Below are 21,598 nucleotides of genomic sequence, written 5' to 3'. Positions count from 1 at the left end.
CCGAGCGGGCGCCCGGCGCCTTCCCGCGGCTTTCCCGGGCCGGCCCCCGGGGCGCGCCGTGGCCGGGGCGAGCCGGCTCGAGGACCCCGGCGTGACCGTCCCGGCCGGCGCCGTCGGTGCCGCCCTGTGCCGTGTCCTTTCGGCGGGTATCCGGGCCCGCACCGTTTTCGGCTCCCGCGAGCCGGGGACCCGGCGGTCATGGTGCAGATCGGATACACGATGATGACCGAGCAGGCCGGTCCCCGTGACCTCGTGGACCATCTGGTGCGGGCCGAGGAGGTGGGCTTCGACTTCTCGGTGACCTCGGACCACTACTTCCCGTGGCTGCGCTCGCAGGGGCACGCGCCGTACGCGTGGAGTGTGCTGGGCGCCGCGGCCCGGGCCACGTCACGGATTCCGCTGATGACGTACGTGACGTGCCCCACGTTCCGCTACCACCCGGCGGTCGTGGCCCAGAAGGCGGCGACGATGCAGTTGCTGTCCGGGGGCCGGTTCCGGCTGGGGCTCGGCTCGGGCGAGAACCTCAACGAGCACGTGGTGGGCGGCGGCTGGCCGTCGGTGGACGTGCGGCACGAGATGCTGGAGGAGGCCGTCGAGATCATCCGGGCGCTGTTCCGGGGCGGCCACGTGAACCACCGCGGCACCCACTTCGAGGTGGAGTCGGCCCGGCTGTGGGACCTGCCGGACAGCCCGCCGCCCATCGGCATCGCCGTCTCCGGCGAGCGCTCCTGCGCCCTCGCGGGCGAGCACGCCGACCTGGTGATCGCCACCGAGCCCAAGCCGGGACTCCTGGAGGCGTTCGACCGGCACGGCGGCGCGGGCAAGCCGCGCGTGGGCCAGCTGCCGGTGTGCTACGACCCCGACCGGGACGCGGCGGTCGAGCGCGCCCACGCGCAGTTCCGCTGGTTCGGCAGCGGCTGGAAGGTCAACTCCGAGCTGCCCCACCCGGACTCGTTCGAGGCCGCCACGCAGTTCGTCACGCCCGACGACGTGGCCGGGTCGATCCCGTGCGGCGACGACCCGGAGGTCTTCGTCGAGGCCGTGCGTCCGTACGCCGAGGCCGGGTTCACCGAGATCGCCCTCGTGCAGATCGGCGGCGACTCCCAGCCCGCGTTCCTGGACTGGTCGGAGAAGACCCTGCTGCCCGCGCTGCGCGAGGCCCTGGGCTGACCCGCCCCGGATCCGGGTCCCACCCGGATCCGGGCCCCGCCCGCGGCGGCTTCTTCGAAGATCATTCGGCCGACCGGGCATCTTGTGCGCGCACGGGGTACTAGAGGGCTCTACGTCCGTACTCCCCGGAGGCTTTTTCGTGAACCCCTCCTTCGTGCACAAGACCCTGGTGGTGCAGCTCCAGGCGGGCGACACGGACCGGTTCCCCGTGCTCGCCCACCTGAGCTACGACGCCGCGGACCCGTTCGCCGTCACCGTCGTCTTCAGCCACGACGGCCGTGTGCTCGCCCGGTGGCGGCTGGACCGGGAGATGCTCGCCGCCGGGCTCACGGGCCCGGTCGGCGTGGGCGACGTCCGGCTGCGTCCCGTCTCGCAGGGCGTGTGGGGGGAACTGCGGATCGAGCTGTTCGGCGACGTCCGGCCCGACGGCGGCCGTCACCACGCCGTGGTGTTCGCGTGGGCTCCGGCGATCGCGGCCTTCCTGCGGGAGACCCACGCGGTCGTCGAGCCGGGCCGGGAGGAGGTCGGGGTCGACGACTTCCTGGCCGAGATCCTCGCCAGCGGCTGATCCGGGCGGCCCGGGAGGTGTCTCACCGCGAGGTGTACCGGTGCCGGGTCCACAGCGGGAGCGCGAACCAGCACAGCAGGTACCAGCCGACCACGCCGACGACCAGCCAGGGCACGAAGCCGTCGTCGCTCGCGACCCGGAGGATCAGCAGCAGCGAGGCGGTGGTGGTGGCGAGCAGCAGCACCAGGCCGAGCAGGGTCAGCCGGGAGGCCCACCGCACCGCCTGCGGTTTGACCCGCCGCCCGGAGACCAGCCGGTGCAGGGAGACCGGCCCGATCAGCGCGCCGGTCGCGGCGGCGCCCAGGACGACCGTCGCGAGGTAGATCGTCCGGTCCGTGTCCGTCAGGTCGTCGTACTTCGGTGTGAACACCACGGTCAGCAGGAAACCGAACAGGATCTGCACGCCCATCTGAGCGACCCGGACCTCCTGGATCAGCTCCTGCCACATCCGGTCCGCTCTCTCCTCCTCCGTCTCGTTGCGCCCTCTGCGCCTCATCGTCCCGTCCGCCGTGTTCGGCACGGTGCCTCCCGGTGGCTGCGGCTGTCCCCCGCGCGGCGGGTTCCCCCTCGCGGGTCGTCCTGTCAGACCGGGTGCTGTTTGAGCGATCAGCGGCCGGTTACACGGACCGCGTTGACCCAGAGGACGAGGAGGTCGCCCAGGATGTCCGACACGCAGCTCACCGTGACCCTCAGCGGTGGTGGCATCGACGACGTGCGGACGGTCGTCCGCACACTGGAGGGCGTGTTCGGCGCGCCGGAGGAGGTGCCGTCCAACGAGCACGCCACGGTGCGCACGGCCGTCTTCAACTCTCCGTCGCAGCCGACGGCGGCGACGGAGCCCGGGACGGGCGCGGACCGGCTGTCCGAACCGGTGACGGTCACCGTCCAGGGCACCCCGCAGGCCGTCGCGGCGGCGAGCGAGACGCTGGCGCACGCCTTCACGACCCGCGACGAGGGGTCCGTCTCCGGCGACCAGGAGCAGGAGCGGCAGCTGCGCCTGGTGCCGTGACGGTGGAGCGCGACGCTACCAGCGGTGTTCCACCTGGTCCTTGATCCGCCGGTCGTACAGGTCGCGGATCGCGGTGAGCGTCCGCTCGGACAGCTCGGGCAGCCGGGCGGCGGCCGCGTTGGCGCGGGCCTGCTCGGGCGAGCGGGCGCCCGGGATCACGGTGGTCACACCCGGCTGCTGGACGATCCAGCGCAGCGCCAGCTGGGCCGGCGTGTACCCCTCGGGCGCGAGGGCCGCGAACTCGGCGGCGGCCTCGACGCCCGTGTCGTAGTCGACGCCGGAGAAGGTCTCGCCCTGGTCGAAGGACTCGCCGTGCCGGTTGAAGGTGCGGTGGTCGTTCGCGGCGAAGACCGTGTCCTTGGTGTACCTGCCGGACAGCAGGCCGGAGGCGAGCGGCACCCGGGCGATGATGCCGACGCCGGCCTCCCGGGCGGCCGGGAGGACCTCGCGCAGCGGCTTCATGCGGAACGGGTTGAGGATGATCTGCACGCTCGCCACGTTCGGCCGGGCGATCGCGGTCAGCGCCTCCTGGCAGGTCTCCACGCTGACGCCGTAGGCGGCGATGCGCTCCTCCTCGACCAGGGTGTCGAGGGCGTCGAACACCTCGTCCGCGGAGTAGACGGGCGTCGGCGGGCAGTGCAGCTGCACCAGGTCGATGCGGTCCACGCCGAGGTTGCGGCGGGAACGGTCGTTCCAGGCCCGGAAGTTGTCCAGGACGTAGTTCTCGGGGATCTGGTCGACGCGGCGGCCCATCTTGGTGGCGACCAGCACGTTCAGATCGGGCCGGCCGCGCAGGAACGCGGCGATGGTCTGCTCGCTGCGTCCGTCGCCGTAGACGTCCGCCGTGTCGAAGAAGGTCACCCCCGACTCGGCCGCCGCCTCCAGCACCGCCAGGGCGTCCTTGTCGTCGACGTCTCCCCAGTCGGCACCCAGTTGCCATGTGCCCAGGCCGATCACGGACGCGGACCGGCCCCATCTGTCGAATGCGCGTTCTTCCATGGCGTCAGTCTGTCATCCCGCTCCGGCGGCTCCCCTCCGGGAGGGTTCCGCGGCGCGCGGCGTGCCGGTCCGGCGGGCCGGTCGGCGGGAACACCGCCGGAAAGGGGCCGTCCCGGGGAGGGCGTTCCCCCTTCCGCCCGCGGTCGTCCGCCGGGGCGGCGGCACGGCCGCGGGCGGCGCCCGGGCGGGGCGGTGGAGCCGTGACCGGCACGGCCCCGAAGGCTCCGATCGGCCATGCCGCCTCGTGCCTCCGACACCGGGCGGCGGCCGGGAAGGTGACGGTTCGCCGGGAAGATGACGGTTCGCCGGGCGCGTCGGGGGTACTCGCGCGACGAACCCGAAGACGGAAGACCGAAGGAGATCCACGTGTCGCAGATAGAGGAATCCATCGAGGTCGGCGTCCCGGTGCACACCGCCTACAACCAGTGGACGCAGTTCGAGACGTTCCCGGAGTTCATGGGCGGCGTGGAGCGCATCGAGCAGCGCACGGACACCCTCACCCACTGGGTGACGAACGTGGACGGCGTCCGCCGGGAGTTCGACGCGGAGATCACCGAGCAGATCCCGGACGAGCGGGTCGCCTGGACCACCATCGGCGGCGAGTCCCGGCAGGCCGGTGTCGTCACCTTCCACCGGCTGGACGACCAGCACACCAAGGTGATGCTGCAGATGGACTACAGCCCCGAGGGCATCACCGAGACCGTCGGCGACAAGCTGGGGGTGGTGAAGCGCCAGACCAAGGGCGACCTCAAGCGCTTCAAGGAGTTCATCGAGGAGCGCGGCCAGGAGACCGGTGGCTGGCGCGGCGCGGTCGTGTGACCGGCGCGCCCCGGGCGGTCACGTGACCGCGGCGCTTCCGACGGCCGGCCGACCGGCGGGGCTCCGGCCCCCGGTCAGCCGGCCGTCGCCGTGCGGCACTCCGGGTGGCCCCAGCCCTGGTCGTTCCTGGCGATGGGCTCTCCGGCGGCGTAGGAGCGTCCGCACCGGCAGCGGCCGGGGAACTTCGCCTTGAGGGTGCGCGCGGAGCCGCCGCCCCGCGGCCGGGACGCACCGGTCCGGCGGCGCGGGGCCCTGGCCTGCGGGGCGTCCGGTGCGGGCGGCGGCTCCGGCGAACCCAGGTCGCTGCCCGCGGGCTGCTGGACGGTGGCCGCCTGGCTGGCGGCGCGGTCGGCGAAGTCGTTGAGCCGGTCGCCGTCGACCTGGTGGGCGGGCACGTAGCGGAACTCCACCGTGCGGCCGTCGAGCAGTTCGTCGATGCGCACGACCAGGTCCTGGTTGGCGACCGGCTTGCCGGCGGCCGTCTTCCAGCCGTTGCGCTTCCAGCCGGGCAGCCAGGTGGTGACCGCCTTCATGGCGTACTGCGAGTCCATGCGGATCTCCAGCGGTACGTCCGGGTCGGTCGCCGCCAGCAGGCGCTCCAGCGCGGTGAGCTCGGCGACGTTGTTGGTGGCTCGGCCGAGCGGCCCCGCCTCCCAGCGGGCCGGCGTCTCCGTCCCGTCGGCGACCACCCAGGCCCAGCCCGCCGGGCCGGGGTTTCCCTTCGAAGCCCCGTCGCACGCGGCCACAACACGTTCACGCATGGATCCGATCATGCCACGGCCGGACGGGGCGCCCGTCGCGGAGCCCGCCGGGAACCGTCCGCCGCGGGCCGCCCGGCCCGACCGGTGCCTCGCCCGCCCGCCGTCACGGTCCCGCGCCGGGGCGGCCGAGCGCGGAGCCCGGCCGCCCGGGTGCGGCGGGGCCCCGTCGGACGGGTCAGCGGAACGCGCGCGGATCCGCGTGCAGGCGGGAGCCCAGCCGGATGGTGATGAACTCGTTGTCGTCGGCCTCGCCCGGCGTGCGGCCCGACGAGAAGGGGAAGTTGTTGTCGTTCAGGACGGCCAGGGTGCGGTCGTCCAGGAGGACCACGTCCTCGATCGTCTGGAACGGGAAGCGGAAGGTCTCGCCGAAACCGCCGACGCCCTTGGGGTCGGCGATGTCCAGCAGGTCGGCCACCAGGGTCTTGTCCATCAGCCCGTCGCCGTCGCGGTCGCGCGTGTCGGCGAGGTAGATCCGCTTGAACCTGGCCGTGTCGCCCTGCCCGCCGTCGCGTTCGATGACCAGGAAGCGGTGGCGGTCGACGGCGACGGCGTCGCCGATGGCGTGGGAGGGCGACTCCAGGCGGTAGACGTACCGCTTGCCGGTGTAGGCGCGCTTGCGCAGGTCGAACTCGCTGAACCGCAGGTCGCCGGGCGTGTCACCGGTGACCGTGCCCTCCAGCAGCGGGTAGAGGCGGCGGCCGTCGACGGAGCGTGCCAGCCCTTCGAAGCCCTTGCTGCTGCCGATGGTCGGCTGGGCGCCGTCCAGGTGGGGGTTCTCCGGCGCCCGCACGCCGTCCAGCGCGACCGGGGCTTCGAGGAGCCGCCCCTCGGCGTCGAAGTGCAGCAGGAACGGTCCGAACTCGTCGCCCGCCCAGTAGGTGCCGTCGGCCGCCCGCACGATCGACTCGACGTCGAAGTCGGCGCCGGTCAGCACCCGGTCGGCGCGGGTGAGCGCGAAGGGGACCTCGTGGCGGGGGTCACTGAGGTGGAAGCCGCCCAGCACCTCGATCTTCCCCGTCCTCGTGTCCGGCTTGATGCGGTGGACGCGCAGCAGGTAGTCGGCGCTGTTGGCCTTGTTGCCGTATCCGTTGTCGGACAGCACGTCGAAGGTGCCGTCGTGCCGGTCGACGATGCCGCTGAAGCCCTGCACGGGCTGGTCGGCGAAGGGCGCGGCGATGCCGTTGAACGGTCCGGCGCCGATGAGCGCGCCGGACGGCTCGCTGTCCGGGACGAAGGTCTCGGCCGGGAGCGAGGCGAACCCGGTGAGGGTGGCGCGCCCGAAGCCGCCGCCCTCGTGGCCGCCGTGGGCCGCCGCGGGGAGGGCCAGCGCGACGGTGAGGACGGCGGCGCCGAGCATGATCGAAGTTCTTCTCATGGCGCGTACCGTAGGGACACCGGATGACCGCTGTCCGAACACCGGTCGACGAGCCCGCGCCGGCGGATGACGCCCGCCGTACACCCGGCGGCGGAGAACCGTTCGGCGCACCGCGCGCGGGCGGCCGGGACGGGACGGAGGTGTGAGCCGGGGAAGACGCACGCGGACGAGGTGGCCGTCGCCGAGCCGGCGGGCGGATCGACACCGCGGCGATGACGGCCCTGCGGGAGGCGGCGCAGGACGGGCCGGGGCGGGGCGGGGCGGGGTCACTCGCCCGCGTAGGCCTTCTCCAGGGCGGCGATGTCGAGCCTGCCCATCGACAGCATCGCCCGGGTGGCGCGCCCCGCCTTCTCCTGGTCCGGGTCGGTGGTCATCTCGACGAGCCGCTCCGGGACGACCTGCCAGGACACCCCGTACCTGTCCTTGAGCCAGCCGCAGGGGCCCTCCTCGCCGCCGCCCTCGGTGAGCCTGGTCCAGTAGTGGTCGACCTCCGCCTGGTCCGCGCAGAGGATCTGGAAGGAGATCGCCTCGTTGAACGTGAACTCCGGGCCGCCGTTCAGCGCGACGAACTTCTGCCCGTTGGCCGTGAACTCGACGGTCAGGACGGAGCCCGCGGGGCCGGGACCGGCCTCGGTGCAACGGCCGATCCGTCCGATGCGGGAGTTCTCGAAGACCGAGACGTAGTGGTGGGCGGCCTCCTCGGCCCGGCCGTCGAACCAGAGACACGTGGTGAATCCGTCGGTGGTCATGGCTGCCTCCTGGGCGTGGAACGCGGTCACCACTGTCGACCGGCCCGCGCCGCGGAACTCATCGGTAGGGGCCGGATCGTTCCGCAGGACCCCTTCCCGTCCCCGGCGTCCGGTCATGACGTCCCCGCCCGCCGACGCCGTCCGGCCCGTCCGCGTCGACGTCCCGCGGCGCGGCCTCGACGGCCTCCGCGGTCCGCCCGGGCCGCGCCCGCCGGCCGGACCGGCTGCCCGGCGGCGTACGGGCGTTCCTCCGGCAGGTGCGCGAGCAGCGGGCCGGGGGACCGCTCTGCCCGTGGCGAATCTGCTGTGAGCCGGGAAATCCCCCACGGCCCCGGTGCCCGGCCGACAGTGGAGACCGCGGCGGCCCGCGCCGCACCGGCGACGACGCACGCGTCGACGGACGACACGACCACAGGGAGCGCCGATGTCCCCATTCACCGCCGGTCCGGGGCCGGCCCTGCTGCCACGCGCCGAGGAGGGCGACACCCCTCCCACCCGGTTCGACGACCACCTGGCCGCCCAGCTGCTCGCGCAGCGGATCGTGCTGCTGGGCACCCAGGTCGACGAGGTCTCCGCGAACCGGGTCTGCGCCCAGCTGCTGATCCTGTCCGCGGAGGACCCGCGCACCGACATCGGCCTGTACATCAACAGCCCCGGCGGCTCGGTGCACGCGGGCCTGGCCATCTACGACACGATGCGGCTGATCCCCAACGACGTCTCCACGCTCGCCATGGGATTCGCCGCCAGCATGGGGCAGTTCCTGCTCAGCGTCGGCACGCCCGGCAAGCGCTACGCCCTGCCCCACGCGCGGATCATGATGCACCAGCCGTCGGCGGGCATCGGCGGCACCACCGCGGACATCGAGATCCAGGCGGAGAACCTGGAGTTCACCAAGCGGACCATCGAGCGGATCACGGCCGAGCACACCGGGCAGAGTCCGGAGACCATCTCCCGCGACGGCGACCGCGACCGCTGGTTCACGGCCGAACAGGCCAGGGAGTACGGCATGGTGGACCGGGTCGTGGAGTCCTTCGCGGACGTCCGCCCGGCCGCGACCCGGCGACGGATGGGACTGTAGGCATGGGCACGTACACGATTCCGAACGTCATCGAACGCACCCCGCGGGGCGAGCGGTCCTTCGACGTGTTCAGCCGGCTGCTGAACGAACGGGTCGTCTTTCTCGGCACCGAGATCGACGACGGCGTCGCCAACGTCGTCATCGCGCAACTGCTCCATCTGGAGTCGGTGGCGCCGGAGAGCGAGATCGCCATCTACATCAACTCCCCCGGCGGCTCGTTCACCTCGCTGATGGCGATCTACGACACGATGACGTTCGTGCAGGCCCCGATCTCGACGTTCTGCGTCGGACAGGCGGCGTCCACGGCGGCCGTGCTGCTGGCCGGCGGGGACCCCGGGCGGCGGTTCGTGCTGGAGCACGCGCGGGTGCTGCTGGGGCAGCCGGCCACCGGCGGCGCCCGGGGCACGGTCTCCGACCTGACGCTCCAGGCCAAGGAGATGGTGCGGATCCGCTCCCAGGTCGAGGAGGTGCTGGCGCGGCACACGCACCACGATGTCGCCACGCTGCGCGCGGACATGGACCGCGACAAGGTGTTCACCGCCGGGGAGGCCGTGGCGTACGGCCTGGCCGACGAGGTGCTCACCCGGCGCCTCGTCGGGGTCTGAGGCGCCGGCCGGCCGCCGTCAGGCCACCAGGCACAGTCCGTCGTACGACGACGTCGAGGCGCCCCGGCCGCGGCCCGTGTGCCGTGCGGTGACGCGGACGAGTTCGTCCTGGGCCCGCGACAGCAGGTCGCCCAGGCCCAGGCCGAGGGCGTGGGCGGCGGCCGCGAGGACCTCCGAGGAGGCCTCCTTGCGGCCGCGCTCCACCTCCGACAGGTACGGCATGGAGATCCGGGCCGCCTCCGCCACGTCCTTCAGCGTGCGTTCCTGGGCGAGACGCTCACGGCGCAGGACGTCGCCGACCAGGTCGCGCCACAGGGGCTCCCTGGGGGCGGGGGCGGGCCGGGGCCCCGAACCGGGCCGCGGACGCGTGGCCGGCGGGCGCAGGGGGATGACGCGGGCTTCGTTCGGCGCTTGGTTGGTCACGGCCCTCAGCCTAGAAGTCCCGGGCTCCAGGGGAAGGGACAAGTGTTCTGCCCTGAGGAGAATCCCGGCGGGGCCGGCGGGACCGCCGCCGCTGCGCGGGCCCGCCGCTCCGGACCGCCGTACCTCTCCCGCCAGCGGAAACGCCACTCGGGCCAGGTGGGCTCCGCCTCCTGGGCAGCCGTCGTCGCGGGAAGCGTCCGCGGCCGCGGACGGGGCCGCCGCCGGTTTTCCGCCTCCCGCGAAAACGGCAGGAATGCACGGCCGCTCCCCGGGTAAGCGCGACTGGGAAGGACATCAGGGAGGACGTCGAGTACCGTGACTTTCGTGGGAGAGGTAATGGACACCGCCGTGATCCGGTCGGAGGCACAGGTCGTCGAGGAGACCGCCGGCACCCGGACGGCAGACGGGCCACTGCCGGGAGTCGTGGACCCGCGGAGCGTGGCCCCGCGTGACGCACGGGAGCTGTCCCGCCAGTTCTTCCAGCGCCTGACGGAGCTCGAGGAAGGCACCCACGAGTACCAGTACGCGCGCAACACCCTGATCGAGATGAACATGTCGCTCGTGCGGTTCGCGGCCGGACGGTTCCGGGGCCGCGGCGACGACATGGAGGACATCGTCCAGACCGGCATGATCGGCCTGATCAAGGCCATCGACCGGTTCGAGCTGTCCCGCGAGGTCGAGTTCACCTCCTTCGCGCTGCCGTACATCGTCGGTGAGATCAAGCGTTTCTTCCGTGACACCACCTGGGCGGTGCACGTGCCGCGGCGGCTGCAGGAGCTGCGCGTGGAGCTGGCCAAGGCCCGCGAGGAGCTGGCGAGCCGACTGGACCGGGAGCCGACGGTCGCCGAGCTCGCCACGCTGATGAACATCAGCGAGAGCGAGGTGGTCGAGGCGCAGATCGCCGCCAACGGGTACAACTCCTCGTCGCTGGACGCCGCGCTCACCGGTGACGGGCCGGAGAACGGCGAGGCCGTGCTCGCCGACTTCATCGGCGTGGAGGAGGAAGGGCTGCGGCTCGTCGAGGACTTCCACTCGCTCGCCCCGCTCATGGCCGAACTCAGCGAACGCGACCGGCGGATCATCCACATGCGGTTCGTGGAGGAGGCCACCCAGGCGGAGATCGGCGAACAGCTCGGCTGCTCGCAGATGCACGTGTCCCGTCTGATCAAGAAGATCATCACTCGGCTGCGCGAGGGGATGCTGGGCGAGCTGGGCTGCGCCTGAGCGGCCCGGCGGCGCCGGCCGCCCCCGCCCGCACCGGGACGCTGATGCCGCCCCACCGCGTACGTGGGGCGGCATCAGCGTCCCGGTGGCCCGACGTCCTGCCCCGGTGCCCTCGAAGAACCGGGCGGGCGGCTCATCCGCCGTTCAGCGGTACCACGGCGCACACCCGCTTGCCGACCGGCACCCGCTCGACGGTGACCTCCCGCGCCAGCGCCTTGACGATCTCCAGGCCGTGCCGGCCGATGCGCTCGGGGTCGCGGGGAAACGCCCGGGGCAGGGCGGCGCTGCTGTCGTAGACGGAGACCTTCACGGAGGCGCCCGTGCCCTCCAGCTCCAGGATGTACGGCCCGTCGCTGTGCCGGTCGGCGTTGGTGACCAGCTCGCTGACGACCAGCAGGACCGCGCCGTCGGCCCGGTCGTCGACCGGGGCGCACCACTCGGTCCTGAGCTGCTCCAGGAACTGCGCGGCGAAGGACCGTGCCTCGGCGATGCATCCCGGCTCGCCGGTGTAGTGCGCCGTCCGCCGCAGCGGTTCCACGGGCACGTCGAAACCAGTCGGTATCACTGCCCCGTCCAGGTGCTCGATCATGCTTTTCTCTCTCGGGCGCCGGACCGGCCGGACGCTGCCGCACCAGTCCTGGTACCCCGAGCCGGGCCCGGCAGTCCCCCGGAGCCCGCACTGTGGGCATCGTCGCAGCCCGGCGGGGCACCCGGAAGGTGTGCGACCGGCTGAGCGGCCCGGCCCGGGCTTCCGCCGGTCCGGCGGAAGGGCGGCGTGCGATGAACGAGCCGATGTCCGCGCGGAGCCTGACGACCCTGCCCGTGGTCACGCTGGGCGGCGACGCCGTCGCCCACGTCAAGGACACCGTCTTCGACGCGCGGGCCGGGCGCATCACCGGTTTCACCCTCAGTGGCCCGGGCCTGCTGTCGGGCCCGCTGGACCGGAGCCTGCCCTGGCCGGGGGTGCATGCGCTGGGGCACGACGCGGTCATGGTACGCGACCGGCGGGCCCTGGCCGGCACGGCCGTGGTGGCCGCGCGTCAGGAGGCCCGGCGGGGCCGGGTGCTGGGGGCACGGGTCGTGACGGAGGCGGGCGCCGAGGTCGGCACGGTGCTGGACGTCGTGGTGGAGGGCGGCACCAGCGGCCGGGTCGTCGGCTTCCGGATCGCCGCGAGCAGGGGGATCGTGTCCGGCTCGAGACACCACCGGCGCAGGGTGTACCTGCCGCGCGGCGCGGACCTCGACCTCTCCGGCCGGGATCTGGTCGCCCCCGCGGACGCCCTGCGGTACGTCACCGACGACGTCCCGGCCTTCGCGGTCCGGGCCGGCGCCTTCCGCACCCCCTGGAGGGGCCGGCTGCCGTGATGCTGTTCTCCCGGCTGACGGGCCTGCCGGTGGTCACCTCGGCCGGGGCCGCCCGGATCGGCGTGCTGTCGTCCCTGGCCGTCGACGTCGCGTCCGGCACGGTCACGCACATCCGGGTCCGTGGCCGGCGTCTGCGCCGGCGGACCGTGCTGGCCTGGGAGGCCGTGCACGCGGTCGGTCCGGACGCCGTCGTGGTCGGCCCGGCCGCCGCCCCGGCCGCGCCGCCGCCCCGCCACGACGTGCTGGGCCGCAGGGTCCTCACCGAGGCGGGCGACGAGCGCGGAACGGTCCTGGACGTCGTCTTCGATCCGGCCAGCGGGCGGATCGCCACGGTCCGCACGACGCTGGGCGATCTGCCGGCCGAGCGGCTGCTGGGGCTCGGCGACCACGCCCTGGTGGTCCGGGCGGGCTGACTCACCCCTCCGGCGAGGGCGCGGGGGACCCGGGCGGCTCGGGCGGACCCGGCGACCCGGGCGACCCGGGTGTGCCGGGCGCGGGCTCCGACCGGGGCGGCGTGTCCGAGCCGCCCGGCGCGGATCCGGACGGCGGCTCGGGCGACGGGGACCCGGAGGGCGACTCCGGCGACGGGGGCCGGCCCGTCGGGGAGCCGGGGGACGGCGAACCGGTGTCCGGAGCCGGCGAGTCCGGCTCCGCCGGAGGGGAGACGCTCACCGACGGGGAGGGCCGGTCGGCCGGGGGCCGGGTCTCGCGGTCCCCGGCGCCCGTGTCGCCCCGGGGACGGGAGATCCACTCGCGTCGGTCGGGGTCGTAGAGGACGAAGTGGTGGACGGCCCGTGGCGCCGGGACGACCACGACGACGTTCGCGGGGTGGTAGGACGGCCAGGAGTCGCCGGTCCGCCTCAGCCCGGCCTGCTGGGCGACCGGCGGGGTCAGCGGATTGCCGCAGGCGCAGCGCACACGGGGGACGCCGCGGTCGTCGACGAGCACCGCCGTGCCCGCCTGCAGGACGGCCTGGTAGGCGTAGGCGCGGCGGTCGCGGTAGCCGTGGTTGGTGACGCGGGTGTCCATGCGCAGTTGCACGGGGGTGAGCGAGCGCAGGTAACCGGGGACGTCGGTGGCGTCGACGCGGGCCACCGAGGCGAACGCGCGGTTCTTCTCCGGGTCCGCCCGCAGGTACCGGATCTGCTGCTCCACGTCGCAGCTGGCGGCGTTGCGAGTGCCGCCGTACAGGCCGGGCGATCCGCCGTCCACGCCGCGCACCGCGTTCTCCGGGGCCCCGGTGGACGGGGAGGGGGACACGGGCGGCAGGGAGCTGTCCTTCGCGGTGGACTCGGTGAACGGGTCGGGCCCCGCCTTGTCCGCCGCCTGCAGGAACACCTCGCCGCTCCCCGCGACCCGGCCGTCCTCGCCGGAACCGCCGCCAAAGCGGGAGAGGACCAGCGCGACGGCCACGGCGACGGCCACGACGGCGGCGAGCACCGCGACCCGGGGCACGGACTTCCACCACGGCCGGCGCGGCCGCGGGGCGCCCGCGTCCCCGTCCGGTGCCGGCGGCTGCGACGGCGGGCCCGAGGGCGGCCGGGGCGGGCCCGACAGCGGGCCCGAGGGCGGTCCTGTGGGGTGGCCGGAGGACGGCGGTTCGGCGCTCACGGACTCTTCTTCCCGCGGGAGTTGGCACGGCTTTCCGCATACTGTGTGCCGCTCTGTCCCCCCTCAGCTCATTGTGCGCCCCGGCCCCGCGGCGTGCGCAACCCGGCCCGGACGACCCTCCCGGCGGACGCGGACGGCCCTCCGGCGGGCGCACCGTCGGGACGCTGCTTAGCGTGGCAGCGTGAGCGCGCGCACCCCTTCCGGCCGGGCCGCCGCCCGCCACGGCTGGGTGCAGGCCCTCGTCGCGGTGCTGGCGGGACTGGCCGCCATGGGCGTGGTGGCGGCGTTCGGCCTGTGGGCGGCCGGTGCCGCCGGCCTGCCCGGCGGCGCCTTCCCGCGGATCGTCGCGGCGACCGTCGTCACCGCGGTCGGCGGCGTGGTCGAGCCGGCCGACGACACCGGCGGGCTCGTCGCCGCCCGGGCGGAGCTGACCGTGATCCCCCTGTCGGTGACGCTCACCGGGGCCCTGGTGACCGCCTGGGGCTTCCTGCGGCCGCTGCGGTACCGGGCGGTCGCCGGGGCCGGGGAGCTGGCCGGCTGGGCGGGGCGGATCGCCGTCCTGTGGCTGCTCGCCCTCCTCGGCCTCGCCCTCGCCGCCCGTCAGACCTTCAGCGTCCCCCTCGGCGACGACACCCTGGGGGACCTCGTCGACCTGTTCGGCCTCTCACCGCGGATCGGCTTCACCACCGCGGTGTGGCCGACCCTGCTCTTCGGCCTGCTGTGGCTGGCGGGCGTCCTGGTGCTGGCCCTGCTGGTGGCGCGCGGCGCCCCGCTGCCGGGGCGGCTGCTGCGCTTCCGGACGGCGGTGCGGCCGGCGGCGTACGCCATGGTCGTCCTGCTGCTCGCGTACGTCGTCGTGGGGCTCGTCGTCGCCCTCGTCGTCGCCGCGACCCGGGGCCACCCGGCGGGGACGTCCGCGGTGATCCTGCTCGGCCTGCCGAACCTGGCGTGGCCGGCGCTCACCATCGGCCTGGGCGCCACCTGGCACGGCCGGGTGGAGGGGGCGTTCGGGCCGCCGATGCCGCGCCCGCTGGAGCAGGTGCTGCGCGCCCCGGACGTCTCCGCCGTGAACCTGCGCACCCTGGCGGAGCACGACGGCCGGGTGTGGTGGCTCGTCGCCGTGGACGCGGTGCTGCTGCTGGGCGCGGCCTTCGTGATGGCGGCGCGGTCACCGGCCCGGACCCGGGCCTGGCGGCACGCCGTGCGCATGGCGGTCGCGCTCGCGCTGACGGTGCTGATGATCTGCCTGGTCGGCCGGGCCTCCGCGTCCTACGGCCTGTCGGTGCCCGGCATCGGCGACCTGGGCGGGGCGCTGTCCGGGGAGCTGTTCCTGAGACCGCGGGTGTGGACCGCGCTCGGCCTGGCGCTGCTGTGGGGGCTGGTCGCCGGCTTCCTCGGCGCGCTGCTGGCACGGCCGGCGGGCCGCCGGGGCGCGACCGGAGAGGAAGGGAAACGATGACGTCGGACAGGGATGTGCGCACCGGGTCGCGGCAGGGGCTCGACGGGGCGTTGTCCGTGGCGGACCGGCTGGCCGTCCTCGAACTGATCGCCCTGCACGGGCACCTGGTCGACGAGGGGCGGCTGGACCGCTGCCCGGAGGTGTTCACCCCGGACGTGGTCTACGACCTGTCCGACTTCGGGCAGGGCCGGCTCACCGGGCTCGCCGCGCTCAAAGAAGCGGCGGTGGCGCTGGGCGCGGCGAACCCGGTGGCGCACCACGTGACCAACGTGGTGATCGAGGAGGTGGCCGACGGCCGGGTCCTGGCCCGCTCCAAAGGGCTGGGCGTGCTGGCGGACGGCTCGTGCGGGTCCGTGACGTACGAGGACACCGTGGTGCGCGGCGCGGAGGGCTGGCGCATCTGCCACCGCAGGGTCCGCGCGCGCCGCGCGCCGCTGGGCGGCCTGGTCCGGGAGTGACGGCGGCGCCCGGCGATCCGGGCCGGACGGCGCCGGCCGGTTCCCGCCGGGCGCCCACCGCGCCGGCGGCGGCCGGAGGGGCTGGGGCGGCGGCGCGCGCGGGCACCGCCGGACCCGGCGGACGAACCGCGGCCGGCGCTCCGCGGGGCTTCTCCCGGATCACCGGGCCGGCGGGGTGAGGACCGGCGCGGCCCAGCGCGGCGGCGACGGGGGCCGCTCCCCCGCTAGGGGTGCGGCCCCCGGGTCCACCCGTGTCGGCGGGTGCGTCCTCGCCGGCGCGCCGCGCACGGCCGCGCGGAGGGCGGCGACGAAGGCGAGGCAGGTGTCGTACCGGTCGTCGGGGCTCTTGGCCAGGGCCCGGGCGAGCACGGCGTCGGCCTGCGGGGGGAGGTCGGGGCGGGCCTCGGTCAGGGGCGGCGGTTCGTCGTACTGGTGGGCCCACAGCAGGGCCATGTCGTCGTCCCGGAGGAAGGGCGGGCGGCCGGTGAGGATCTCGTGGACGACGCAGGCGAAGCCGTAGACGTCGCAGCGCGCGTCGACCGGGCGGCCGGAGATCTGCTCGGGGGCCACGTAGTCGAGGGTGCCGACGAACTGGCCGACCGTGGTGAAGCCGGTCAGCGACAGCGACTTCTTCGTCAGGCCGAAGTCGGTGAGGTAGACGTGCTCCGGGTGGTCGCTGTCGGTGCCGCGGTCCACCAGGATGTTGCCGGGTTTCACGTCCCGGTGGACCAGGCCGTGCTCGTGGGCCGCGTCGAGCGCGGAGGCCACCTGGGCGGCGATGCGCAGGGCCGGGGCGGGCGGCAGCGGGCCCGCGCGGTCCAGGAGGCGGCGCAGGTCGCTGCCGGCGACGTACCGCATGGCGATGTACAGGACGCCGTCCGTCTCGCCCGCCTCGAAGACCGGCACGATGTGCGGGTGGTCGATGGCGGCGGCCACCCGGGACTCGTGGGTGAAGCGGCGGCGGAAGGTGTCGTTGCGAGCGAGTTCGGGGGCGAGCAGCTTCAGCGCCACGGTGCGTTCCAGGCGCAGGTCGCGGGCGCGGTAGACGACGGCCATGCCGCCCCGGCCGAGCTCGGCCTCGATGCGGTAGCCCGCCACCGTACGGCCGGTCAGGTCGCCGGCGGTGCCGGAGAACGGGCTGCTCTCGCGCGGCATCAGCGGTCACCGTCGGGGGTGACGACCCGGGTGGGGGCGCAGCCCGGGTCCGCGGCGGTGGGCGTCACCGTGCGCGCGGGGGCGCGGCCGGGCTTCCCGGCGGGCGCGTCGTCGACGGCGTACGTGCTCAGCCGTGTCCCGTCCCCGTACACCCATCGCCCCTGCCCGGGGTCGTAGAGCCACACGGACTCCCCGTCGACGACGACGCCGACGCGCAGTCCGCGGGTGCGGGCGCGGAAGGACTCGCCGTCCAGGCCGCCGCCCATCAGTTCCTCGACCGCGTCCCGGTAGCGCGCCAGGGCCCGCTCGGCGCGGGCGAGCAGGGGGCGCGGGTCGGCGGCGCGGCCCTCGGGGCCGTCGGCGGCGGGCGGGTCCTGGGGCACGGCGACCAGGAGCCGGCCGTCGACCCAGGCCGACCAGCCGTTGGAGCACAGCACGTGTCCCCAGTCGCCGCGCCGCTCGACGAGCCGGACCGGCAGCAGCGGGTCGAGGGGCACGGTGGGCCGGGTGGGGTCGGGGCCTTCCCAGGCGGGCAGCCCGTGCCGCGGGACGACGTGGGTGGGGCGGAAGCCGGAGGTGGTCATCGCGGGCGCCTACTTCCGCATCACGGCGGGTTCGTGCCGGCGCAGCAGCCGGGAGACCAGGAGGCCGAAGAGCGCCGACAGCGCCACCAGCAGACCGGTGTCGAGCAGCCAGACGCCCGGCGTGTGCGCGAACAAGGGGTCATCGGTGAGCTTCCCGGGCACGGTCCGGGCCAGCCCGACGGTGCCGGCCATGGCGGCGAGCGCCCAGCGGGCGGGCACCAGCCAGGACAGCTGCTCCAGGCCGGGCACGCCGTGGAGCTGGAGCAGGGCGCCGCAGAAGACCACCTGGACGAGGGCGAGCAGCACCAGCAGCGGCATCGTCGCCTCCTCCTTGCGGACCAGCGCGGAGACCAGCAGGCCGAGCATCGTCGCCGTGAACGCCAGCAGCGCCACGGCGACCGTGATCTCGGCCAGGGGCGGCATCAGCACGCCTTCGCCGCCCGGGGCGCCGAGGTCCACGCCCGCCAGGGCGATCAGGGTGAGCACCACCGCCTGCAGCACGGTGACCGTGCCCAGCACGACGACCTTGGACATCAGGTACGCCGCTCTGGACAGGCCCACCGCCCGCTCCCGCTGGTAGATCGCCCGCTCCTTGACGAGTTCCCGCACGGCGTTGGCGGCGCCGGTGAGCACGGCGCCGACGCACAGGACGAGCAGCGTGTTCAGCGCCGTCTCCGACGTCAGCCGGCCGGCGGCCAGGGCCCGCGCCATCACCCCCATCACGAACGGCAGCGCGATCGTGATGACGAGGAAGGTGCGGTCGGCGCTCAGCGCGGCGGTGTACCGGCGCGCCAGCGTGCCGAGCTGGGCGGTCCGGCTGCGCGGGCGGGGCGGCGGGGCGATGACGACCGGGCCGGAGCGGGGCCGGCGGGGCTGGGCGGTGGCGTCGGCGATGTGGCGCCGGTGGAGGGGCGAGGCGCGGTACTCCCCCGCCCAGTCCCGGTCCTGGTCGCGTTCGAAGGCCTCGAAGGCCTCCGGCCACTGGGTGAAGCCGAGGAACGGCAGGGCGTCCTCGGGCGGCCCGTAGTAGGCGGTCCTCCCGCCGGGCGCGAGGACGAGGAGCCGGTCGCACACGTCCAGGCTGAGCACGCTGTGGGTGACCACGACGACCGTGCGGCCGTCGTCGGCGAGGCCGCGCAGCATGTGCATCACCGAGCGTTCCATGCCCGGGTCGAGGCCGGAGGTCGGCTCGTCGAGGAAGAGCAGCGACGGTCTGGTCAGCAGTTCCAGGGCCACGCTGACCCGTTTGCGCTGTCCGCCCGACAGGCTGTGCACGGGCTGGTCGGCCCGCTCCTGAAGGCCCAGTTCCCGGATCACCTCCTCGACCCTGGCCCGCCGTTCGGCCTGCACGGTGTCCTGCGGGAAGCGCAGCTCGGCCGCGTAGGACAGGGCGGCGCGGACGGTCAGCTGGGCGTGCAGGACGTCGTCCTGCGGGACGAGGCCGATGCGCTGGCGCAGTTCGGCGTAGTCGCGGTACAGGTCGCGGCCGTCGTAGAGCACCGCGCCGTGGCCGGCGGGCCGCTGCCCGGTGAGGGCGCCCAGCAGGGTCGACTTTCCGGCGCCGCTCGGGCCGACGACCGCGAGCAGGCACTTCTCCCCCACCGGGAACGACACGTGGTCCAGCAGCGTCCTGCGTCCGTGGTCGACGGTGACCGTGAGGTCCTGCACCTCCAGGGAGATCTCGCCGGTGTCGACGTATTCCTGGAGCTGGTCGCCGACGAGACGGAACGCCGAGTGGCCGATGCCGACGACGTCCTCCCGGCCGACCGGGGCGCGGGTGACCGGCCGGCCGTTGAGGTAGGTGCCGTTGTGGCTGCCGAGGTCGGCGATCTCGTAGGCGCCGTCGGGCAGGACGCGCAGTTCGGCGTGGTGGCGGGAGACGACCAGGTCGTCGAGGACGAGGTCGTTGTCGGCGGCGCGGCCGATGCGGACGGTGCGGCTGGGCAGCGGCCGTACGGTCGTGGGCTGCCGGCGGGTGCCCGTCCGGCCCGGTGCCGGGACCGCGGTGGCGGCCGGCGGGCGCTGCGGGGCCGGGGCGGGAGGGGCGGCCAGTACGGCGCGGGGGCCGTCGGAGGGGTTGCCGAAGCGGATCACGGTGCCGGGGCCCACGTCCCAGGCGTGGACGCGGTGGCCGTCGGCGTAGGTGCCGTTGGTGCTGTCGGCGTCCTCGATCGTCCAGTGACCGTCCTCGGGCCGGAGCACCGCGTGGTGCCACGAGACCCGGGCATCGTCGAGGACGATGTCGCTCAACGGGTCGCGCCCGACGTGGTAGTCGCGGTTCGGACTCATCACCGTGGAGCCGGTGTCGGTCTCCAGGAGGAGTTCGGGCGCGGGGGGCGCGACCGGCCGTTCCGCCATGCCAGGATTCTAGCGATTCGCCCAGATGTGCGCCTGGTGTGGGGCCGGGGCCTCAGGCGACGGGCACGATCAGCGCGGGGAGGGTGCGCTGCATGCGCAGGGCGTCCACCGACTCGGCGAGCAGTTCGTACTCGGTGGTGTCGTCGTTGACGGCGACGCGCACCAGCCGTCCGGCGGCCAGTTCGTCGGCGACCTGTTCCTGCCGGGTGACGTCGCCGCACCAGGCCCGCAGCACGGCGGGCACGTCGGGCACGGTGCCGGCGACCGGGACGAGCGCTCCCGGGGGCACGCGCCCGGCGCCGGGCTGCGGGTCGAGGCGCTGGGCGATCCAGGAGGCGCGGTCCCGCAGCCACCACAGGGCGAGGGCGAGCGTGGGCGCCCGGTAGGTTCCCAGGGGGACGCCGACGCGCCGGCCGCCGCAGACCCCGTACGCGGTGACATGGCACAGGAACTCGTCGTGCACCTCGACCTCCCCCGCTGCATGGCTCGTCCGCCGGCCCGGCCCGGCTTCCCGCGCGGCTCGTGTGCTGTGCGTGAGGGCGCCATCGCGTGACGTGAAGCGCTCTCGCTGTCGAGTATGTTGACTACTGAAACACTGTCACCACATTTTTCCGGCCAGTCTCCTGGCATATTCGTCCCGATTCCTGGCCGAAACGCGACGGCTCCGGTGACGGGTTCCCGGCCCCGGGGCCCGCCGGGCGAGGGGCCGCGCGCCGTCACCGCCTCCGCCCGGCGGAGCGGGCCGGGCGGTGACGGAGGCGGGCGGCCGCCTCCGTCACCGCGGGCGCGCTACGGCTGGACGACCGCGTCGATCCGGGCCAGTTCCTCGGCGTCGAAATCGAGGTTGCGGATGGCCGCGACGCTGTCCTCCAGCTGCCGCGGGCTGCTCGCGCCCACCAGGGCCGAGGTCACGCGCCCGCCGCGCAGCACCCAGGACAGGGCCATCTGGGCCAGGGACTGGCCGCGGGAGCCGGCGATGTCGTTCAGCTCGCGCAGCCGGGCCACCAGGTCCTCGGTGAGCGCGTCGGAGTTCAGGAAGGGGCTGTCGCTCGCGGCCCGCGAGTCCTCGGGGATGCCGTCGAGGTAGCGGGCGGTCAGCACGCCCTGCTCCAGCGGCGAGTAGGCGATGGAGCCGACCTGGAGGTCGTCGAGGGTGTCCAGCAGGCCCTCCGTCTCCGGGCGGCGGTCCAGCATCGAGTAGCGCGGCTGGTGGATGAGGAGCGGGGTGCCCAGCTCGCGCAGGATGCGGGCGGCCTCGCGGGTCTGCTCCGCGGTGTAGTTGGAGACGCCGACGTACAGCGCCTTGCCCTGCTGGACCGCCGAGTGCAGGGCGCCCATCGTCTCCTCCAGCGGAGTGTCCGGGTCCGGGCGGTGCGAGTAGAAGATGTCGACGTGGTCCAGGCCCATCCGCTTCAGGCTCTGGTCGAGCGAGGACAGCAGGTACTTGCGCGAACCCCACTCGCCGTACGGGCCGGGCCACATCAGGTAGCCGGCCTTGGTGGAGATGACCAGCTCGTCGCGGTACGGCGCGAAGTCCGCCCGCAGCGCCTCGCCGAACGCCGACTCGGCGGCGCCGGGCGGCGGACCGTAGTTGTTGGCCAGGTCGAAGTGGGTGACGCCGAGGTCGAAGGCGCGGCGCAGGATGGCCCGCTGGGTCTCGACGGGGCGGTCCGGGCCGAAGTTGTGCCACAGGCCGAGCGAGAGCGCGGGAAGTTTCAGGCCGCTGCGTCCGGTGCGCCGGTAGGGCATCTCCGCGTAGCGGTCGGGGTGTGCGGTGTACAACGCGACTCCAGGAGGTCGGCACGGGCGGCACCGGTGTACGGGACCG

General features: G+C 74.4%; 24 protein-coding genes. 11 read left to right on the top strand and 13 right to left on the bottom strand.

Annotation, left to right across the window (positions count from 1 at the left end; translation table 11 throughout):
* Positions 1-198 precede the first annotated feature (198 nt).
* Positions 199-1,170 carry an LLM class F420-dependent oxidoreductase gene (locus ABD363_RS23265; RefSeq protein ID WP_344606707.1) on the top strand — a complete coding sequence of 324 codons (972 nt, stop codon included), beginning with the start codon at positions 199-201 and terminating at the stop codon, positions 1,168-1,170.
* A gap of 139 nt (positions 1,171-1,309) precedes the next feature.
* Positions 1,310-1,738, top strand: a complete 429-nt coding sequence (locus ABD363_RS23260; RefSeq protein ID WP_344606705.1) for an SsgA family sporulation/cell division regulator — start codon at positions 1,310-1,312, stop codon at positions 1,736-1,738.
* Positions 1,739-1,760: 22 nt separating this feature from the next.
* Here ABD363_RS23260 and ABD363_RS23255 read toward each other — a convergent pair whose 3' ends face one another.
* Complete coding sequence (locus ABD363_RS23255) at positions 1,761-2,234, bottom strand: DUF6328 family protein (RefSeq protein ID WP_344606703.1); 474 nt, start codon at positions 2,232-2,234, stop codon at positions 1,761-1,763.
* 165 nt (positions 2,235-2,399) lie between these two features.
* Between ABD363_RS23255 and ABD363_RS23250 the strand changes: the two genes are divergently transcribed.
* A complete protein-coding gene (locus ABD363_RS23250; RefSeq protein WP_344606701.1) occupies positions 2,400-2,747 on the top strand; it encodes a hypothetical protein in 348 nt (115 codons plus the stop codon).
* A gap of 15 nt (positions 2,748-2,762) precedes the next feature.
* On the opposite strand, the gene ABD363_RS23245 is transcribed toward ABD363_RS23250, so the two are convergent.
* Positions 2,763-3,746, bottom strand: a complete 984-nt coding sequence (locus ABD363_RS23245; protein WP_344606699.1) for an aldo/keto reductase — start codon at positions 3,744-3,746, stop codon at positions 2,763-2,765.
* Positions 3,747-4,112: 366 nt separating this feature from the next.
* Between ABD363_RS23245 and ABD363_RS23240 the strand changes: the two genes are divergently transcribed.
* A complete protein-coding gene (locus tag ABD363_RS23240; RefSeq protein ID WP_344606697.1) occupies positions 4,113-4,565 on the top strand; it encodes an SRPBCC family protein in 453 nt (150 codons plus the stop codon).
* A gap of 74 nt (positions 4,566-4,639) precedes the next feature.
* On the opposite strand, the gene ABD363_RS23235 is transcribed toward ABD363_RS23240, so the two are convergent.
* The 3 genes from ABD363_RS23235 to ABD363_RS23225 all read right to left on the bottom strand — a co-directional run bounded on the left by ABD363_RS23235 (position 4,640) and on the right by ABD363_RS23225 (position 7,450).
* Positions 4,640-5,338: a ribonuclease H family protein gene (locus ABD363_RS23235; protein ID WP_344606695.1), complete on the bottom strand. Its 699-nt coding sequence runs from the start codon at positions 5,336-5,338 to the stop codon at positions 4,640-4,642.
* Between the two features lie 163 nt (positions 5,339-5,501).
* Positions 5,502-6,701: an esterase-like activity of phytase family protein gene (locus ABD363_RS23230; protein WP_344606693.1), complete on the bottom strand. Its 1,200-nt coding sequence runs from the start codon at positions 6,699-6,701 to the stop codon at positions 5,502-5,504.
* A gap of 266 nt (positions 6,702-6,967) precedes the next feature.
* A complete protein-coding gene (locus ABD363_RS23225; RefSeq protein WP_344606691.1) occupies positions 6,968-7,450 on the bottom strand; it encodes a VOC family protein in 483 nt (160 codons plus the stop codon).
* Positions 7,451-7,874: 424 nt separating this feature from the next.
* On the opposite strand from ABD363_RS23225, the gene ABD363_RS23220 reads away from it, so the two are divergent.
* Both ABD363_RS23220 and ABD363_RS23215 read left to right on the top strand, forming a co-directional pair.
* Entirely contained in the window at positions 7,875-8,528 is a 654-nt protein-coding gene (locus ABD363_RS23220; protein ID WP_344606689.1) for an ATP-dependent Clp protease proteolytic subunit, read from the top strand.
* A 2-nt stretch (positions 8,529-8,530) separates the two neighbouring features.
* The gene (locus ABD363_RS23215; protein ID WP_344606687.1) at positions 8,531-9,133 is read left to right on the top strand and encodes a ClpP family protease; all 603 of its coding nucleotides are present in this window, start codon (positions 8,531-8,533) and stop codon (positions 9,131-9,133) included.
* An 18-nt stretch (positions 9,134-9,151) separates the two neighbouring features.
* On the opposite strand, the gene ABD363_RS23210 is transcribed toward ABD363_RS23215, so the two are convergent.
* Complete coding sequence (locus tag ABD363_RS23210; RefSeq protein WP_344606685.1) at positions 9,152-9,556, bottom strand: helix-turn-helix domain-containing protein; 405 nt, start codon at positions 9,554-9,556, stop codon at positions 9,152-9,154.
* A 336-nt stretch (positions 9,557-9,892) separates the two neighbouring features.
* Between ABD363_RS23210 and ABD363_RS23205 the strand changes: the two genes are divergently transcribed.
* Positions 9,893-10,780: an RNA polymerase sigma factor SigF gene (locus tag ABD363_RS23205; protein ID WP_344606749.1), complete on the top strand. Its 888-nt coding sequence runs from the start codon at positions 9,893-9,895 to the stop codon at positions 10,778-10,780.
* A 133-nt stretch (positions 10,781-10,913) separates the two neighbouring features.
* Here ABD363_RS23205 and ABD363_RS23200 read toward each other — a convergent pair whose 3' ends face one another.
* The gene (locus tag ABD363_RS23200; RefSeq protein ID WP_344606683.1) at positions 10,914-11,369 is read right to left on the bottom strand and encodes an ATP-binding protein; all 456 of its coding nucleotides are present in this window, start codon (positions 11,367-11,369) and stop codon (positions 10,914-10,916) included.
* A 191-nt stretch (positions 11,370-11,560) separates the two neighbouring features.
* On the opposite strand from ABD363_RS23200, the gene ABD363_RS23195 reads away from it, so the two are divergent.
* Together ABD363_RS23195 and ABD363_RS23190 are read left to right on the top strand one after the other, a co-directional pair.
* Positions 11,561-12,145, top strand: coding sequence for a PRC-barrel domain-containing protein (locus tag ABD363_RS23195; RefSeq protein WP_344606681.1), 585 nt, complete (start codon positions 11,561-11,563; stop codon positions 12,143-12,145).
* On the top strand, positions 12,142-12,558 hold the full coding sequence (locus ABD363_RS23190) for a PRC-barrel domain-containing protein (protein ID WP_344606679.1): 417 nt from the start codon (positions 12,142-12,144) through the stop codon (positions 12,556-12,558). The genes ABD363_RS23195 and ABD363_RS23190 overlap by 4 nt, the downstream gene beginning before the upstream one ends.
* A gap of 1 nt (position 12,559) precedes the next feature.
* Here the strand turns inward: ABD363_RS23190 and ABD363_RS23185 are convergent, their stop codons facing one another.
* Positions 12,560-13,756, bottom strand: a complete 1,197-nt coding sequence (locus ABD363_RS23185) for a DUF6777 domain-containing protein (protein WP_344606677.1) — start codon at positions 13,754-13,756, stop codon at positions 12,560-12,562.
* Between the two features lie 181 nt (positions 13,757-13,937).
* Here ABD363_RS23185 and ABD363_RS23180 point away from each other — a divergent pair, with 181 nt between their 5' ends.
* Complete coding sequence (locus tag ABD363_RS23180) at positions 13,938-15,215, top strand: streptophobe family protein (RefSeq protein WP_344606675.1); 1,278 nt, start codon at positions 13,938-13,940, stop codon at positions 15,213-15,215.
* Positions 15,212-15,673, top strand: coding sequence for a nuclear transport factor 2 family protein (locus ABD363_RS23175; RefSeq protein ID WP_344606673.1), 462 nt, complete (start codon positions 15,212-15,214; stop codon positions 15,671-15,673). The genes ABD363_RS23180 and ABD363_RS23175 overlap by 4 nt, the downstream gene beginning before the upstream one ends.
* A gap of 159 nt (positions 15,674-15,832) precedes the next feature.
* Here ABD363_RS23175 and ABD363_RS23170 read toward each other — a convergent pair whose 3' ends face one another.
* The 5 genes from ABD363_RS23170 to mgrA form a co-directional block, all read right to left on the bottom strand.
* On the bottom strand, positions 15,833-16,828 hold the full coding sequence (locus ABD363_RS23170; protein ID WP_344606671.1) for a serine/threonine-protein kinase: 996 nt from the start codon (positions 16,826-16,828) through the stop codon (positions 15,833-15,835).
* A complete protein-coding gene (locus tag ABD363_RS23165) occupies positions 16,828-17,412 on the bottom strand; it encodes a hypothetical protein (protein ID WP_344606669.1) in 585 nt (194 codons plus the stop codon). Before ABD363_RS23165 ends, ABD363_RS23170 begins: the two co-directional genes overlap by 1 nt.
* Positions 17,413-17,421: 9 nt before the next feature.
* A complete protein-coding gene (locus tag ABD363_RS23160; RefSeq protein WP_344606668.1) occupies positions 17,422-19,770 on the bottom strand; it encodes an FHA domain-containing protein in 2,349 nt (782 codons plus the stop codon).
* A 52-nt stretch (positions 19,771-19,822) separates the two neighbouring features.
* Entirely contained in the window at positions 19,823-20,233 is a 411-nt protein-coding gene (locus ABD363_RS23155) for a hypothetical protein (RefSeq protein ID WP_344606667.1), read from the bottom strand.
* Positions 20,234-20,559: 326 nt separating this feature from the next.
* Positions 20,560-21,552, bottom strand: a complete 993-nt coding sequence (gene mgrA / locus ABD363_RS23150) for an L-glyceraldehyde 3-phosphate reductase (protein WP_344606666.1) — start codon at positions 21,550-21,552, stop codon at positions 20,560-20,562.
* Between the last annotated feature and the right edge of the window lie 46 nt (positions 21,553-21,598).

This window comes from Streptomyces glaucus, assembly GCF_039533365.1.
GTDB classification, from domain to species: domain Bacteria; phylum Actinomycetota; class Actinomycetes; order Streptomycetales; family Streptomycetaceae; genus Streptomyces; species Streptomyces glaucus.
The sequence above is the reverse complement of the archived record's forward strand: the minus strand, read 5'-3'. Positions and strand labels throughout refer to the sequence as shown.

Bases quoted from the DNA above. Each gene is read 5' to 3' on its own strand.
- ABD363_RS23170 (WP_344606671.1), bottom strand. From the start codon at position 16,828: ATGCCGCGCGAGAGCAGCCCGTTCTCCGGCACCGCCGGCGACCTGACC.
- ABD363_RS23235 (WP_344606695.1), bottom strand. From the start codon at position 5,338: ATGATCGGATCCATGCGTGAACGTGTTGTGGCCGCGTGCGACGGGGCT.
- ABD363_RS23195 (WP_344606681.1), top strand. From the start codon at position 11,561: ATGAACGAGCCGATGTCCGCGCGGAGCCTGACGACCCTGCCCGTGGTC.
- ABD363_RS23165 (WP_344606669.1), bottom strand. From the start codon at position 17,412: ATGACCACCTCCGGCTTCCGCCCCACCCACGTCGTCCCGCGGCACGGG.
- ABD363_RS23220 (WP_344606689.1), top strand. From the start codon at position 7,875: ATGTCCCCATTCACCGCCGGTCCGGGGCCGGCCCTGCTGCCACGCGCC.
- ABD363_RS23225 (WP_344606691.1), bottom strand. From the start codon at position 7,450: ATGACCACCGACGGATTCACCACGTGTCTCTGGTTCGACGGCCGGGCC.
- ABD363_RS23250 (WP_344606701.1), top strand. From the start codon at position 2,400: ATGTCCGACACGCAGCTCACCGTGACCCTCAGCGGTGGTGGCATCGAC.
- ABD363_RS23265 (WP_344606707.1), top strand. From the start codon at position 199: ATGGTGCAGATCGGATACACGATGATGACCGAGCAGGCCGGTCCCCGT.
- ABD363_RS23175 (WP_344606673.1), top strand. From the start codon at position 15,212: ATGACGTCGGACAGGGATGTGCGCACCGGGTCGCGGCAGGGGCTCGAC.
- ABD363_RS23255 (WP_344606703.1), bottom strand. From the start codon at position 2,234: ATGAGGCGCAGAGGGCGCAACGAGACGGAGGAGGAGAGAGCGGACCGG.
- ABD363_RS23245 (WP_344606699.1), bottom strand. From the start codon at position 3,746: ATGGAAGAACGCGCATTCGACAGATGGGGCCGGTCCGCGTCCGTGATC.
- ABD363_RS23205 (WP_344606749.1), top strand. From the start codon at position 9,893: ATGGACACCGCCGTGATCCGGTCGGAGGCACAGGTCGTCGAGGAGACC.
- ABD363_RS23215 (WP_344606687.1), top strand. From the start codon at position 8,531: ATGGGCACGTACACGATTCCGAACGTCATCGAACGCACCCCGCGGGGC.
- ABD363_RS23230 (WP_344606693.1), bottom strand. From the start codon at position 6,701: ATGAGAAGAACTTCGATCATGCTCGGCGCCGCCGTCCTCACCGTCGCG.
- ABD363_RS23200 (WP_344606683.1), bottom strand. From the start codon at position 11,369: ATGATCGAGCACCTGGACGGGGCAGTGATACCGACTGGTTTCGACGTG.
- ABD363_RS23160 (WP_344606668.1), bottom strand. From the start codon at position 19,770: ATGGCGGAACGGCCGGTCGCGCCCCCCGCGCCCGAACTCCTCCTGGAG.